The following is a 16,463-nucleotide window of genomic DNA, read 5'->3' on the forward strand; positions in this document are numbered from 1 at the left end:
CATTAATAAAAACTAATTTATAACGTTACTTTTAGTACTTTTGTCGGGCTTTTTAATTTCTTAAAAAGAAAAATGACAATTTGACATTTAATTATACTCATGGAAGAAAAGAAATTTGATTTTAATTCACTTATAGGATTTGTGCTACTTGGAGCAATTATGTTATGGTGGATGTACACCAATCAACCAACACCAGAAGAAATAGCTGCCGAAAAAAAGGCTGAAACAGAACAAATTAAGGAAGCAGATACAAATACTACAACTGCAAATTTCAATAATACAATTGAAACTGCAATACAAGTAACTGATTCTTTATCAATGGCAAAAGCGAAATCTCAATTAGGGGACTTTGCTTATTCTGCAACACTTTCAGATACTGAAACCATTTTAGAGAATGACGTACTTAAATTAATTATTTCAAACAAAGGAGGTCAAATTAAAGAAGCATTAATAAAAAACTATGTTACTTACGATTCGCTACCATTATATATGATAAAAGATCAAAATGCATCTTTTAACATTAATTTTGGAACATCAGAAAACCGAATTTTAAATACAAAAGATTTAATGTTTGAACCAACATCTATTAAAGATGGTTCAAAAGAAGTGCTTTCAATGAAATTAAAAGTTTCTGAAAACAAGTATTTAGAGTACCGTTACGAAATGATTCCTGGAGAATATATGGTTAATTTTAACGTGCGTTCTCAAGGCTTAAATCAAACAATAAACTCAGCACAACAAATTACGTTAGATTGGAATTTAAATGGATACAGACATGAAAAAAGTATTCGATATGAAAACCAACAAACAGAAATGTATTATGAGAAAGAAAATGAAGATATAGATTATCTTTCAGTGGGTGGTGAAGATGATGCGGATGAACAAGATGTTAATTGGGTTGCTTTTAAACAACATTTTTTCTCTTCAATATTAATTACAGATAAAGCTTTTGAAAGTGCCAAATTAACTTCGGTTACACTCACAAAAGATGAGGAAATTGATACTACTTATACAAAAGCATTTGCTTTGAAAGCTCCATTAGCTTTAGAAGGTGGTGAATTAAATTATAATATGAACTGGTATATTGGACCAAATGATTACCAGATTCTTAAAAAATATGACAGAAACATTAAAGAAATTGTAAATCTTGGTTGGGGAATATTTGGTTTTATAAATAGAGTCGTTTTTATTCCAGTTTTTAACTTTCTACAAGGATTTATTGGAAGCTATGGTTTAATAATAATTTTATTAACTATTGTAGTTAGAATTTTTATGTCGCCGTTGGTTTATAAATCTTACTTATCAAGTGCTAAAATGAAGGTTTTAAAACCTGAAATGGAAGAAATTAACAAACGTTTGCCAGGTAAAGAAAATGCAATGAAACGTCAGCAAGAAACAATGGCAGTACAAAGCAAAGCTGGCGTAAGTCCACTTTCAGGTTGTATTCCTGCATTGTTACAAATGCCTGTTTTCTTTGCTTTATTTAGGTTTTTTCCATCAAATATAGATTTACGTCAGAAAGGCTTTTTATGGGCTGATGATTTATCTGCCTATGATTCTGTTTTTGAACTTCCATTTCATATTCCAATGTATGGATCACATATTAGTTTATTCCCAATATTGGCATCAATCGCAATTTTCTTTTATATGAGAATGAGTCAAAGTCAACAAATGGGTATGCAGCAACCTACGCAAGAAGGAATGCCAGATATGCAAAAGATGATGAAAATGATGATGTATTTTTCACCTATTATGATGCTTATTTTCTTTAATATGTATGCAAGTAGTTTAAGTTTATATTACTTTGTTTCTAACTTATTAACCATTACAATAATGTTAATTATTAAAAATTACATTATTGATGAGGATAAAATTCATGCGCAAATTCAGGAAAATAAAAAGAAGCCTAAAAAAGAAGGAAAATTTAGAAAAAGATTGAATGACGCAATGAAACAAGCTCAAGAACAACAAGCAAAACAGCAAAAGAAACGATAAAACTTACCATTTGTTAAGTTCTAAGTCCTTTTGTATTTGCAAAAGGACTTTTTTTTTAACTTTAACCTTTACTAACCCCGTACACATCAATAAATATGTCATTAAAAAGTGCATATAGAATTATACCTCTGCATAATCTTATTATAGAATTTCATAAGGGAAACTTAGATGTTGACTCGTATATTCGATTCAAACAAAAAACCTTTAATGATAAAAACTTTAAAACTGGACTCAACTACTTTATTCATTTTAAAAATATAACTTTTCTAGCTCCCCAAGAGGACATAGAAAAATTTGTGAATTTTATAAAAAATAATGCACCTAAACTAGGGAAAAGAAAAGTAGCTTTTGTTACTAGCACTCCCAACCAAGTTGTTAAAACCACAATTTATAAAACAATGTTAGCTGACAATGATCAGCAAGTCGCAGTTTTTTCTACAAACGACAATGCTTTAAACTGGTTAACTTCAAACCCTTTAAATACTTTAGAACTAATTGAAGTTGTAAAATCTTTAGCCAAAGAAGTTGAATAATATAAGGCTAGGTTTAATAAATTATTAAAATAAAAAAGGTTGTCTTAAAAATTTAAACCTTTCCGACAACCTCATTTAAATAAATTACGACTTTATAAAATTACTTATAGTAACTATTTAAAAAAGCTAATACATTTTTTTCAATTCTTCCTAAAATATTACTAACATCTGATTTTACAAATGTTTCGCCTGTGATATTTTCATATAATTCAATATACCTATCTGAAATTTCGTTAATTTTTTCATCACTCATTACAGGAACTGTTTGTCCTTCCAAACCTTGAAAATTATTAGCTATTAACCACTGACGTACAAATTCTTTAGATAATTGCTTTTGAGCTTCTCCTCTACTTTGTCTTTCTTCATAACCTTCTGCATAAAAATAACGCGAAGAATCTGGCGTATGAATTTCATCAATTAATAGAATTTTTCCATCTTTTGTTTTTCCAAATTCATATTTTGTATCAACTAAAATTAAACCACGTTCAGCTGCAATTTCAGTACCTCTTTGAAACAATGCTTTCGTATATTTTTCTAATACTTCATAATCTTCTTTTGAAACAATTCCTCTTGCAATTAAATCTTCTTTTGAAATATCCTCGTCGTGATCACCATCCATTGCTTTGGTTGCTGGTGTAATTATTGGCTCAGGAAATTTATCATTTTCATTCATTCCTTCTGGCATTGGAACACCACAAAGTATTCTTTTTCCTGCTTTATATTCTCTTGCCGCATGCCCCGACATATATCCACGTATAACCATTTCAACTTTAAAAGGCTCACATAAATGTCCTACGGCAACATTTGGATCAGGTAGCGCAATAATCCAGTTTGGAACAATATCTTTTGTAGCATCCATCATTTTAAAAGCGATCTGATTTAAGATTTGTCCTTTAAATGGAATTTGTTTTGGCATTACCACATCAAAAGCTGAAAGTCTATCCGTAGCAATCATTACCAAAATTTCATCATTAATATTATAAACTTCTCTTACTTTTCCTTTATAAACAGATTTTTGTTTAGGAAAATTAAATGCCGTATCATTAATTGTATTGCTCATTTTTTTATTACTGTTTAACTGTTAATTTGTTTAATTGTCTAATTCCTTTTGACCGTAACTTTTGCCATTTAACCTTAAACTATTAAACCTACTCATTACCTACCTCTAAACTTTTATAGGCTGAAATTATTTCTTTAACCAATCTATGTCTTATAATATCTTTATCATCTAAATATACAAATGCAATTCCTTTTACTTCTTTAAGTGTTAGCATTGCTTCTTTTAAACCTGAAATCTGACGTCTTGGTAAATCTATTTGACCGGGATCTCCGTTAATAATAAATTTAGCACTTCTCCCCATACGGGTTAAAAACATCTTCATTTGATTGTGTGTTGTGTTTTGGGCTTCATCCAAAATTACAAAAGCATTATCTAACGTTCTACCACGCATAAATGCCAATGGTGCAATTTGAATAATACCTTTTTCAATATAAGAATCTAGTTTTTCAAATGGTATCATATCACGTAAAGCATCATATAAAGGTTGCATATACGGATCTAATTTTTCTTTTAAATCTCCAGGTAAAAAACCTAAATTCTCACCAGATTCAACTGCCGGACGCGTTAAAATAATACGTCTAACTTCTTTTTCTTTTAAGGCTTTAACAGCCAAAGCAACTGCAGTGTATGTTTTTCCTGTACCAGCGGGTCCAATTGCAAAAAGCATATCATTCTTATCCATCAACTCAACCATTTTACGCTGATTTTCCGTTTGAGCTTTTATTAGTTTTCCACTTACACCATGTACTAAAACTCCATCTGCATATTTAGAACTTTTATGTTCTTTACCATTTGAAGTTAAAATACGTTCAATGCTATTTTCATCTAACTTATTATAGCGGTTAAAATACTTAATAAGCATCTCTAACCTTTTTTCAAACTCATCTAAAATATTAGGTTCGCCATAAGCTTTTAAATTATTGCCACGTGCAATTATTTTTAGTTTTGGATAGTACTTTCGCAAAATATCTACATTTGCGTTTTGAGTACCAAATAAATCGCTAGGGTTTATTTCTGTGAGTTCAATTATACGTTCGTTCAAATGATAAAAGTGTTAAGTTTAATTCATAAAATTGTATTCCAAATAACCGAATAAATGATTAGATTTGCATAACAAATTTAAATATATCAAATTACAATAATTAAATGTTTTTAAATAAGTTTTAAACATTTTATCAAGGATATTTATTTGTTGTTTATCAAAAAAATCGCTCGCTTTTTATATGTCTATTATAACTTTAACTACTGATTTTGGGACAAAAGACCACTTTGTTGGTTCTGTAAAAGGTACAATTTATAGCGAATTGCCTGATGCTAGAATTGTTGATATATCGCATCATATATCTCCTTTTAACATTACGGAAACTGCTTATATTTTAAAAAATGCTTATAAAAGTTTTCCTGAAGGAAGTATTCATATAATTGGTGTAGATTCTGAATTAAATGAAGAAAATAAACACATTGCACTTAAACTGGATAATCACTATTTTATTTGTGCAAACAACGGTGTTATTTCTCTTTTAGCAAATGAAATTAAACCCGAAAAAATTGTTGAAATAAACATTCATGAGCATATAGCAACCAGTTTTCCTGTGTTGGATGTTTTTGTAAAAGTTGCCTGCCACATTGCAAGAGGAGGCACTTTAGAAGTAGTAGGAAAAATAATTCCTGATTTTAAAAGATTGGTGGAATTGCAACCTTCAATTTCTACTGATAACAAAACTATTTTTGGAAATATTATTTATATTGATAATTATGGGAATTCAATAAGTAACATTAGCAATAAAATATTTCAGGAAATTGGCAAAGGACGCGATTTTGAAATAACTGCCAATAAATATACTTTTAAGAAAATTTATTCAAAATACAGCGAATTTGTAGATTTTTCAGTACCAAAAGAGTTGCGCCAAAAAGATGGCAGTAAACTAGCCTTATTTAATTCAGCTAATTATTTGGAAATAGCTATGTACCGAAGTAATTTAAATACTGTAGGTGGTGCATCATCACTTCTAGGTTTAAATTATCGAGACACATTAACCATAAAGTTTATTTAATATTAAAATATGTTTGTACGAATTGTAAAAATGAGTTTTGATTCTTCAAAAATTGATATTTTCCTTGAAAATTTTAATAAAAACAAAGAAAAAATACGAAACTTTGATGGTTGCCGTTTATTAGAATTGTATAGAGATAAAAAAGAACCAACTATATTTTTTACATATAGTTATTGGGAATCTGAAGCACATTTAGATTCTTATAGAAAATCCGAACTTTTTAAATCGGTTTGGGCAAAAACAAAAATATTATTTAAAGACAAACCCTTAGCCTGGAGTGTTGATAAATTAGAAAGTTTACCATAAAATAAATGATACCCATTTTAAAAAAAGAACTTACTTCCTTTTTTGCTTCTCCAATTGGATACTTGGTTATAGCAGTATATTTGCTTATAAATGGTTTATTTTTATGGATTTTTGAAGGCGATTTTAATATTTTACATGCTGGATTTGCAGATTTAAATAGTTACTTTTTTCTTGCTCCTTGGATTTTTATTTTTTTAATTCCTGCAATCACTATGCGGTCATTTTCTGATGAATATAATAATGGAACTATAGAAATTTTAAAAACGAAACCAATTACAAATTGGCAATTAATTTTAGGTAAATATGTTGGATCTTTTGTTTTGGTAATTTTAGCAATTATACCCACATTAATTTATGTGTATAGCATTTATCAATTAGGAAATCCAGTTGGTAATATAAATTTTGGTACTACTTTCGGTTCATTTTTAGGCTTACTATTTTTGGCAAGTGCTTATACATCCATTGGAATATTTTCATCAACACTTTCTAAAAATCAAATTGTATCATTTATAATTGGAGTAATTATTTCATTCTTTTTGTTTTACGGATTTGAAGCTTTAGCTACTTATAATATGTTTGGAAGTTCCGATTATTTTATTCAAAAAATTGGAATGGCAGACCATTTTAATAGTATTAGTAAAGGAGTTATTGATACGCGAGATTTAATTTATTTTATTTCCATTACATTTTTATTTATTTATTTAACAAAAATTAGAATACAAAATGAACAATAAGTATTCTAAAATAGCAGCTATATTTTTAGGAATTATCCTACTGAATTTTGTAGTATCAAATAGTTATAAAAGATTCGATTTAACTGAAGACAGTCGTTATACTTTATCTGAAGCTTCTAAAAATATTGTAAAAAGTATTGATGAAATTATTGTTGTTAAAATTTATCTTCAAGGTGATTTTCCCGCGGAATTTAAACGACTGCAAATTGAAACAAAACTACATTTAGAAGAATTAAAAGCATTAAATAAAAACATTCAGTTTCGATTTATTAATCCAATTGATAGTGCACAAGAATTAATTGAAAAAGGTATAGAACCAAGCAGATTACAAGTTGAAGAAAATGGAAAATTATCTGAAATTGTAATTTTTCCTTGGGCTGAAATAACGTATAAAGACAAAACTGAGTATGTTTCGCTTTTAAAAGACATTATTACAAACTCTCAAGATGAGCAATTAGAAAGTTCTATTCAGAATTTAGAATATGCATTTGCTAATGCAATTCATAAAATAACTACCCAAAAGTCTAAAAAAATTGCCATAATTAAAGGAAATGGTGAACTTGAAGATATTTATATTGCAGATTTTTTAAAAAAATTAGGCGAATATTATTTACTTGCTCCATTTACTTTAGATTCAGTTGAGAAACAACCAAATAAAACCTTAACTGAGTTATCTAATTTTGATTTAGCTATTGTTGCAAAACCGACAGAAAAATTTAGTGAAAAAGAAAAATTTACATTGGATCAGTTTATAATGAACGGTGGAAAATCGTTATGGTTAATTGACAATGTTCAGGCAGAATTAGATAGTTTAATGCAAACTGGAGAATCCTTAGTATATCCAAGAGATTTAGGTTTAACAGATTTATTTTTTAATTACGGAATAAGAATTAATCCAAATTTAGTAACTGATTTATATTGTTCACAAATAACATTAGCTACTGGAAATGTTGGAAATCAAACTCAGTTTAACAATTTTCAATGGGTTTATTTTCCCCTGGTAAATTCGTTAAATAACCATTCTATAAACAATAATATTGAAGCTGTAAACTTTAAATTTCCAAGTGAAATTGATACTTTAAAAAATGGTATTTCAAAAACTATTTTACTGCAAAGTTCACCACTTTCTACCTTGGTTGGTACACCTCAAATTATTTCATTAAAAACTATAAATCAAAAACCAAAAACTGAAGATTATTCAAACGGAAATAAACCTTTAGCAGTTTTATTAGAAGGCACATTTAAATCTGCTTACAATAATCGTGTTAAGCCTTTTAAATTATTTAATTCAAAAGAGATTGGTAACAAAACCAAAATGATTGTAATAGCTGATGGAGATCTAATTGCCAATGAAATTTCAAAAGGAATACCTCTTGAATTAGGTGTTAATAAATGGACAAATCAACATTATGGTAATAAAGAGTTTTTATTAAATTCAGTTAATTATTTGTTAGATGATTCTGGTTTAATTAATATTCGTTCTAAAACTGTTAATATTGCTTTTTTAAATAAACAAAAAGCATATGAACAAGCTTTTAAATGGCAACTAATTAATATTCTTTTTCCTTTAATTATTTTAACTGTATTTGGTTTAATGTTTAACTATTTCAGAAGAAAAAAATACCAATAATTAACAATAATATTCTTCTTAAATAATTGTTAAAATTAAACCCGATTGATTTATAGGGGGTTATAAATGTTATATTTGATACAAACTAAAAATATAACTATTATGCTAAAAAAATTATCAATGCTATTATTATTTGTTGGAATTATAACAACAACAAATGCACAAATAAAAACGCCACAACCTAGTCCTGCCGCTAAATTAGAACAAGTTGTTGGGTTAACTGATGTTACTTTAGAGTATTCAAGACCTGCAATGCGAGGAAGAACTATTTTTGGTGATTTAGTGCCTTATGGAGAAGTTTGGAGAACAGGAGCTAATGCAAACACAAAAATCACTTTTGGAGACAATGTTACTGTTGACGGACAGGAACTAAAAAAAGGTACGTATGCAATTTATACTATTCCAAATGAAACATCTTGGGAAATTATATTTTACAGCGATTCCAACAATTGGGGAAATCCACAAAAATGGGACGATAGTAAAGTAGCTGCAAAAACTACTGCTCAAGTACAAGAAATGCCAATGCCAATTGAATCTTTCACATTATCTATTGATGATGTAAAAAGTGGTTCTGCCGTTTTAGGTATACTTTGGGAAAATGTATATGTTGGGGTTTCATTTGAAGTACCAACTGATAAAATTACATCTAAAAGTATTGAAACTGTAATGGCTGGTCCATCTGGAAATGATTATTTTCAAGCAGCTTCCTATTACCATACAGAAGGAAAAGATTTAAAACAAGCATTAGCTTGGATGAAAAAAGCTACAGAAGGTGACAATCCTCCTTTTTGGTATTTAAGAAGAATGAGCTTAATTCAAGCTGATATGGGAGATAAAGCTGGAGCAATTGCAACTGCAAAAAAATCATTAGAAGGAGCAATTAAAGCTGGAAATAAAGATTATGAGAAAATGAATAAAGAATCTATTGCTGAATGGCAAAAATAAAAATATGAATAAATTAAAACTTACACTTGTATTTCTTTTAATTGCAACAGTAACATTTGCTCAAAAAAGTCCAAGAAAACAAGCATCTGGTACAATTGAGGGTGCAACAGTTTCTATAGACTATGGAGCACCAAGCGTTAAAGGAAGAACTATTTGGGGCGGTTTGGAAAAATATGGCAAAGTATGGAGAGCCGGTGCAAATGAAAATACAACATTTTCTTTTGAGAAAGATGTAAAGATAGGTGATAAAATTGTTCCTGCAGGAAAATATGGCTTTTTTATAATTCCTAATAAAGACAAAGAATGGGTGATTATTTTAAACTCAAAAAATGACAGTTGGGGTGCTTATTCATATAATAAAAATGAAGACATTTTAAGACTGAACATTAAACCGGAAATTGTATCCGAAAATCAAGAAGTTTTAGAGTATAAAATTGGCGATAGAACCATTGAATTTTCATGGGAAAAAATTAGAATTATAATTCCTATTGAATAAAATTAACAATTTAAAAACAAAAAAAAGCACTTCAATTGAGGTGCTTTTTTTGTTTTTATAATTTCTTTCTAAAAAATTACATACTGATTTACAACTACATGATAAAAGTCATAAAGAATAAAAAAGGGTATTAATAACTTTATACCATATATACTTTAATATTATGATTTTAAATAAACTAAAATGGGAGTTAAGAGACAGCGTAACTCTCATGAGAATTTTTATTGGCTGGCACTTTCTATATGAAGGAATTGTTAAAATGTACAATCCCGATTGGACTTCTTTTGGGTATCTTGCTTCAGCACAAGGACCATTAAAACCATTGTTTTTAGCTTTAACTAACCCATCTATTATAGCTTGGGTAGATATACTAAATATGGCTGCACTAATTTTAGTGGGTCTAACATTAATTTTAGGTTTTTTTGAAAAACTAGGAGCTTTTGTTGGAATAGGTCTTTTAGCATTGTACTATTTAGCACATCCCTCATTCCCTTGGCTTACCCAGGTAAACGTAGAGGGTAGTTATTGGTTTATTAATAAAAACCTTATAGAGCTTGTTGCCTGTATGGTAATTTACCAATATCCAACAGCTAATTACTTTGGTTTAGGAAGAATTTTTAATAAAAATAAAACAGAAAAGTTATGAAATGGACTAGACGAGACGTGCTTAAAGGCTTAGGTGGATTGCCAATTGTTGGCGGAATTTGGTGGGCTGGAGCAGCAAATACTTTATTGTACAGTAAAGAAAAATCAGAAATTTTAGAACAATTAAATATTGAACCTTCATTACCTTCAGCATTACCAGCAATTGAAGGAGAACCTATAAGAGTTGGTATTGTAGGTTTTGGTATACGTGGCGAACAACTTTGTAGAGCTTTGGGTTTTGCAACCAAGGAATGGCTTCAAAATATGAAGACAGCTGCAGAAGAAAACCCAAATCATACTGCTTTAAAAAACTTTTTAGAACAAGATAAATTAAATGTTCAATTAGTGGCGGTTTGCGATGCTTTTGATATACGTGCAGAAAATGTAGTAAATTCTTTTTCAACTGAAGATTTTAAAGTAGACCGTTTTAAAACGCATCAGGAAATGATAAGAAGCGGTAAAGTAGATGCCATAATAATTGCAACACCAGACCATTGGCACGCACCTATGGCAATTGATGCTTTAGAAAATGGAGTACATGTGTATGTTGAAAAACCAATGACACATACAGTTGAAGAAACTTATAGACTTAAAGAAGCTGCTGAAAAATCTGGAGCACTATTAATGGTAGGACATCAGCACAGACAAACATTGAGTTTTAAAACAGCACAAGATGTTGTTAAAAAAGGTACACTTGGTCACGTTTCTGTAATTCAAACTAATACAAACAGAAATGATGATAATGGTGCTTGGAATTATCATATTCATGAAAAAGCCAACGAACAAACGATAGATTGGGATTTATTTTTAGGGTCAGCTCCAAAAGTACCATTCAATAAAAATCATTTTTTTAGATGGAGAAAATGGTGGTCTTATGGTTCCGGTTTATCTGGTGATTTATTATCTCATGATTATGATCGTTTAAATTGTGTTTTAAATATGGGAATTCCAAAATCTATAACTGCTTCTGGAGGAATTTATACGCATATAGATGGTAGAAATGTACCTGATGTTTTACAAGTTAATATGGAATTTCCAGATTTCAGTACTGGTGCAAGTCAGATAAAAGGAAAGGAAAAAGGGATGACTTTTATATATAGTGCAACGCTTGGTAACGGATTTAACAGACCTACTATTTTAATGGGACATGATGCTACTATGGAACTTGGAAATAAGTTAACTGTTTGGCCAGAAGGGCAATCTACTAAATATGCAGCGATGATTCAGGCACAAAAAATGAAACCATCGGTTCCTATTTTTCAATACAATCCAAGTGCAAATATACCAGATGCTATTTCTTCGGCAACTTCACAATACTTTGCAGATAAAGGATTAATGTGGACCTATATTAACGGTGCTAGGGTAGATTCAACTTTTTTACATTTAAGAGAATGGTTAAGTGGCATTAGAAATGGCACAAAATTAAGCTGTGGTATTAAAGAAGGTTTTGAAGAAGCCATTGCATCACATATGACAGGTATTTCTTATAAATTAGGCCGAAAAATTGAGTGGGATGAAGAAAATCAAATCCTTAAACCAATTGAAGGTATTGATTTTAATGAAGTATTACTCTCAAATCCTTAACTAAAAACAATCATTATTTTAATTAATAACCTAACAGAAATTTCTGTTAGGTTATTTTTTATTATTAAAATAAATAAATTGAATTAAAACCGCAATTCCCATTACCAAGGTACAACCAAATAAATTCAACCATAAATAAGGCATCCAATCTAACCACCATCCTAAAATTACAATTGCTTGCGTTATAATTGCAGCTATAAATACTGCATTACTTTTTACATATTTAATAAAAAATGCCAATAAGAAAATCCCTAAAACATTTCCATAAAAAATAGAGCCTATAATATTTACTAATTGAATTAAATTATCAAATAAATTAGCAATACAAGCAACTGATATGGCAATTAAACCCCAAGCCAGTGTAAACCACTTGGAAGCATTTACATAATGCTGATCTGTTTTAACAGAAGTAATATTTCTTTTATATAAATCTATTGCTGTTGTACTTGCAAGTGCATTTAATTCTGATGCTGTGCTGGACATTGCTGCGGATAATATTACAGCTAATAATAACCCTATTAATCCTCTTGGTAAATTATGTAAAATAAAATGAATAAACACATAATCTTTATCATTGGTTTCAGCAGAAATATCCGCTTTTTTTATTAATTCTTTTGCTTCATTTCTATTATCAATTTCTAAAAGATTTAGTTCTTGAATTTTATGTAATAATGCTTTATCATTCAAATTATTACCATAATTTAAATTTGCTTCAGACTTTAATATTTCAATTTCTTTATGCTTATTTTCTAAATTATTATATTCCTGTGCATATTCGGAGTTTTTTACAATTTTTGTTGCTGCCGGGTTAAAATTTAAAGGAGAGGTATTAAACTGGTAAAACACAAACACCATTACTCCTACTAACAAAATAAAAAACTGCATTGGTACTTTTAACAAACCATTAAAAATGAGTCCTAACTGCATTTCTTTTATAGATTTTCCAGACAAATAACGTTGTACCTGACTTTGGTCTGTACCAAAATAAGAAAGTGCTAAAAAACTTCCTCCAATAATTCCACTCCAAAAAGTATATCTATTATCCAAATTAAAGGAAAAATCTAACACATTCATTTTTCCACTAGCGCCAGCAATTTTTAGCGCTTTTGAAAAAGAAATATCCGCAGGTAAGTAACTAACAATTAAATAAAATGCAACAAACATTCCTCCAAAAATAACAGCCATTTGTTGTTTTTGAGTAACGCTTACAGCTTTTGTTCCACCGGAAACGGTGTATATAATTACCAAAGTACCAATTAATATATTTAGGGTTGTTAAATCCCAACCCAATACTGCTGACAAAATTATTGCAGGTGCAAAAATGGTGATTCCTGCAGCCAAACCACGTTGTACTAAAAACAAAATTGCCGCTAAGCTTCTGGTCTTTAAATCAAATCGAGTTTCTAAATATTCATAGGCAGTAAATACCTTAAGCCTATGATAAATTGGAATAAATACCAAACAAATAACTACCATTGCAATTGGCAACCCGAAATAGAATTGCACAAATCCCATTCCGCTATGAAATGCTTGTCCGGGTGTAGATAAAAAAGTAATTGCACTTGCTTGCGTTGCCATAACTGATAAACCAATAGTCCACCATTTAGCATTACTTCCTCCTTTAATATAATCAGTTACATTTTTACTTCCTTTTGTTTTGTATGCCCCATATGAAACAATAAAAAGTAAAGTACCAATAAGAATAATCCAGTCTAATTGCTCCATAATTTATGAAAAGGAAGTCATTATTAAATAAAACAAAATAATATAAACAGCATTCATAATTAATACAACTGTATATTCTTTTTTCCAAACATATTTCGGTTGCTCCATAATTAGTTTTTTAAGGGCTTATTTAATTTGTTTTTTCCAACTGATAGCATATTTGCAAACAATTTATATGCACCCGGAACTCCGGCCGGTAACTCTCTAAAAAAACTTAAGCCTGTGTAAATAAATTTTCCTTTTCCATAACCTGCTATTAACAAACTTCCATTTTTAGGAGATTCATTTTTATCATTCATACTTAAAACTGGTACAAATTCCTCACTCCATTCATTTGGAAAATACAAACCGCGTTCCTGTACCCAGCCATCAAAATCACTTTTAATAATTTTGTTTGGATAATTTAATAATTCGTGATTTGGATTAATAATATGAACTTCTGAATTTTCATCTGTTACTCTGTCCCTAGAAAGTTTTAATGGAAATGGTGCAACCTCCTCAACTTTTAACCTATGATTGGTGTTGTATTGAACTATTAGCGTTCCTCCTTTTTCAACATAATTATGTAAATGTTTTTGATAAAATTTTGCTCTTTCATTGGTATTATAAGCTCTGATTCCTAAAACCACAGCATCAAAGTTTTCTAATTTTTCGAGAATTATATCATCATCATTTAATTCAACAACTGTATAGCCAATTTGACGTAAACTTGTTGGAATAACATCACCCGCACCCTGAATATAGCCAATTATTTGTCCTTTTTTCTCAATATTTAATCGAACTACTTTTGCTTCAGAAGGCATTATTATAGATTGAAAAGGAATATGATTATAATCAATTTCAACTAATTCATCCGTATACGTTTTAGAACCTATTTCAACAATTGGAGAAATTAAACCTTCTGATTGATTGGCAGGTGGTGTTACAATAAATTCGAATACTTGTTCTTCTCCTTTTTGAGCTAAATTAATCTCAAAATTCTCTGGTAAAACTTTCCAGTTTTCAGGAGTGCATAAAATTAATTTTCCTGTTAAATTATCTCTTACAGTTTTTACTTTTATAGCAATTTTTTGAGAATTACCATCAGAAAAAATGTGTACTTTTTCATTAAATGACGCCGAAACTTCAGGTAAAATTTCAAAAGGTTTGTACACTTCACCTTTAACAGGATCGTTGTATTTAAAAACAACTTCTTTTGTAAACGGAATTAAATATCCATTAAAATCTATTAAGAAATCCGCTTTAATTTCTCTTGGAGTTTTAGGTAAACTAATTAAATCTTCATTTTCAACTTTATACATTCCCAAAGTTCCTTTTTTATGCAACCAATATGGAAATGTATAATTAATTTCAGAAGGAATAGTTATATCCATTGAAAATTGCTGAGTGTTATTAGCTGTTAATTCAACATTTTTATCTTCTTTAATTTTCAAAGGATTTATTGTTACTGATTTTAAAGAAATATTATAATCACTTCTATTTATAGCTTCAATTTTAATAGTATTTTCAGAATTTGGAGTAGTTGAAGAATTATTTGCAACTGCCTCTAAATATAATCCGGCACAAGCAGCAATTATATCTTTAATCTCATCTGATTTTAACTGTTTCCAATGTTCGTCTTTTAAATTTTGAATTAATTTATACGCTTCAACTAATTCAGCAATACTTGCAGATGGGTTTTTAAAATTATACTCTTCCTCTACTTTATCTAAAATTTTTGCAATTGCTTTTCCACCTTCAACTCTATTCCAAGTAGTATCAATTCCATCAAATACATTTTTATTTTTTGGAAAATCACCTTTTAAATACTCTAAATATTCAGTTTGATTTCCTCTAGAACCTGTACTTCCAAAACCTTGAGATTGATGGCTACTTCTACTTAATGAAGCTATTTCACTATTAGATAAACCTTTACTAGAGTAATACGTTCCAATTTCTAAATCTATTAAATTGGTTTTATCGGCTTTATCAAAATTTTCCTGACTTCCATAAAACCACCAAGAAGTATTAAAAAACAACCTTTTTGGCTGCCAAAGAGCATCGTTTTTTAAATGTGTTTTGTAATTAGTATTCATTGCTAAATCAAAGGCTTCAACACTTAACATAGCTGATGATGTATGATGCCCATGCGTAGTTCCGGGAGTTCTATGATTAAACCTGTTTACAATTACATCGGGTTTAAATTTTCTTATGACCGCAACTACGTCTTTTAAAACTTCGTCTTTATTCCAAATATCCAAGGTTTCATCAGGATGTTTTGAATACCCAAAATCATTGGCTCTTGTAAAAAACTGCTCCCCACCATCAATGCTACGTGCTGCTAATAACTCCTGCGTTCTAATTACACCTAATAATTCTCTTATTTCAGGTCCAATTAAATTTTGACCTCCATCACCTCTTGTTAAACTTAAGTAACCCGTTCTTGCCTTTACATCATTAGAAAAGTAAGAAATTAACCGCGTGTTTTCATCATCTGGATGCGCTGCAATATATAATACAGTTCCTAAAAAATTGAGTTTTTGAATGGATTCATAAATAGCTCCTGAAGTTGGTTTTTTTGGAGCTTGAGAAAAGGTTATTGATATACAAAAAAATGATAGGAATAGAATTAGAACTATTTTTTTCATGAAAGTTTAATTAATTAGTAGATAAACAAATATAAAATTTAATTAATACTATTGGCATTTTCCTAAACTATATTAACATAATTATAACTTTTTAAAATACGCTTTCATAACAGACTACTAATGTAGGTT

Annotated in this window: 14 protein-coding genes; 10 read left to right on the forward strand and 4 right to left on the reverse strand. The window is 29.4% G+C overall.

Annotated features, from left to right (window positions below; genetic code table 11):
• The first annotated feature begins 99 nt into the window (after positions 1 to 99).
• Both yidC and BX611_RS12980 read left to right on the forward strand, forming a co-directional pair.
• Positions 100 to 1,995, forward strand: a complete 1,896-nt coding sequence (yidC, locus tag BX611_RS12975) for a membrane protein insertase YidC (protein WP_115882015.1) — start codon at positions 100 to 102, stop codon at positions 1,993 to 1,995.
• A gap of 95 nt (positions 1,996 to 2,090) precedes the next feature.
• Positions 2,091 to 2,528: a hypothetical protein gene (locus tag BX611_RS12980; RefSeq protein ID WP_115882017.1), complete on the forward strand. Its 438-nt coding sequence runs from the start codon at positions 2,091 to 2,093 to the stop codon at positions 2,526 to 2,528.
• Between the two features lie 100 nt (positions 2,529 to 2,628).
• Here the strand turns inward: BX611_RS12980 and BX611_RS12985 are convergent, their stop codons facing one another.
• Together BX611_RS12985 and BX611_RS12990 are read right to left on the reverse strand one after the other, a co-directional pair.
• Entirely contained in the window at positions 2,629 to 3,588 is a 960-nt protein-coding gene (locus BX611_RS12985) for a phosphoribosylaminoimidazolesuccinocarboxamide synthase (protein WP_115882019.1), read from the reverse strand.
• 88 nt (positions 3,589 to 3,676) lie between these two features.
• A complete protein-coding gene (locus BX611_RS12990; protein WP_115882021.1) occupies positions 3,677 to 4,630 on the reverse strand; it encodes a PhoH family protein in 954 nt (317 codons plus the stop codon).
• Positions 4,631 to 4,811: 181 nt separating this feature from the next.
• On the opposite strand from BX611_RS12990, the gene BX611_RS12995 reads away from it, so the two are divergent.
• From BX611_RS12995 to BX611_RS13030, 8 genes are all read left to right on the forward strand, one after another.
• The gene (locus BX611_RS12995) at positions 4,812 to 5,642 is read left to right on the forward strand and encodes an SAM hydrolase/SAM-dependent halogenase family protein (protein ID WP_115882023.1); all 831 of its coding nucleotides are present in this window, start codon (positions 4,812 to 4,814) and stop codon (positions 5,640 to 5,642) included.
• 9 nt (positions 5,643 to 5,651) lie between these two features.
• Positions 5,652 to 5,948, forward strand: a complete 297-nt coding sequence (locus BX611_RS13000) for a putative quinol monooxygenase (protein ID WP_115882025.1) — start codon at positions 5,652 to 5,654, stop codon at positions 5,946 to 5,948.
• Between the two features lie 5 nt (positions 5,949 to 5,953).
• Positions 5,954 to 6,682 carry a gliding motility-associated ABC transporter permease subunit GldF gene (gene gldF, locus BX611_RS13005; RefSeq protein WP_115882027.1) on the forward strand — a complete coding sequence of 243 codons (729 nt, stop codon included), beginning with the start codon at positions 5,954 to 5,956 and terminating at the stop codon, positions 6,680 to 6,682.
• Complete coding sequence (gene gldG / locus BX611_RS13010) at positions 6,672 to 8,312, forward strand: gliding motility-associated ABC transporter substrate-binding protein GldG (protein WP_115882029.1); 1,641 nt, start codon at positions 6,672 to 6,674, stop codon at positions 8,310 to 8,312. Before gldF ends, gldG begins: the two co-directional genes overlap by 11 nt.
• 120 nt (positions 8,313 to 8,432) lie before the next feature.
• A complete protein-coding gene (locus BX611_RS13015) occupies positions 8,433 to 9,257 on the forward strand; it encodes a DUF2911 domain-containing protein (RefSeq protein WP_244923640.1) in 825 nt (274 codons plus the stop codon).
• Between the two features lie 4 nt (positions 9,258 to 9,261).
• Positions 9,262 to 9,753: a DUF2911 domain-containing protein gene (locus BX611_RS13020; RefSeq protein ID WP_115882033.1), complete on the forward strand. Its 492-nt coding sequence runs from the start codon at positions 9,262 to 9,264 to the stop codon at positions 9,751 to 9,753.
• A gap of 163 nt (positions 9,754 to 9,916) precedes the next feature.
• Positions 9,917 to 10,399, forward strand: a complete 483-nt coding sequence (locus tag BX611_RS13025) for a DoxX family membrane protein (protein WP_115882035.1) — start codon at positions 9,917 to 9,919, stop codon at positions 10,397 to 10,399.
• On the forward strand, positions 10,396 to 11,982 hold the full coding sequence (locus tag BX611_RS13030; RefSeq protein ID WP_115882037.1) for a Gfo/Idh/MocA family protein: 1,587 nt from the start codon (positions 10,396 to 10,398) through the stop codon (positions 11,980 to 11,982). Before BX611_RS13025 ends, BX611_RS13030 begins: the two co-directional genes overlap by 4 nt.
• A gap of 51 nt (positions 11,983 to 12,033) precedes the next feature.
• Here the strand turns inward: BX611_RS13030 and BX611_RS13035 are convergent, their stop codons facing one another.
• Together BX611_RS13035 and BX611_RS13040 are read right to left on the reverse strand one after the other, a co-directional pair.
• Entirely contained in the window at positions 12,034 to 13,707 is a 1,674-nt protein-coding gene (locus BX611_RS13035) for a sodium:solute symporter (protein ID WP_115882039.1), read from the reverse strand.
• Positions 13,708 to 13,817: 110 nt separating this feature from the next.
• Positions 13,818 to 16,334 (reverse strand): PIG-L family deacetylase, encoded by a 2,517-nt coding sequence (locus BX611_RS13040; RefSeq protein ID WP_115882041.1) that lies wholly within the window; start codon positions 16,332 to 16,334, stop codon positions 13,818 to 13,820.
• Positions 16,335 to 16,463: the final 129 nt, after the last annotated feature.

Source organism: Lutibacter oceani, from assembly GCF_003384935.1.
GTDB lineage: Bacteria > Bacteroidota > Bacteroidia > Flavobacteriales > Flavobacteriaceae > Lutibacter > Lutibacter oceani.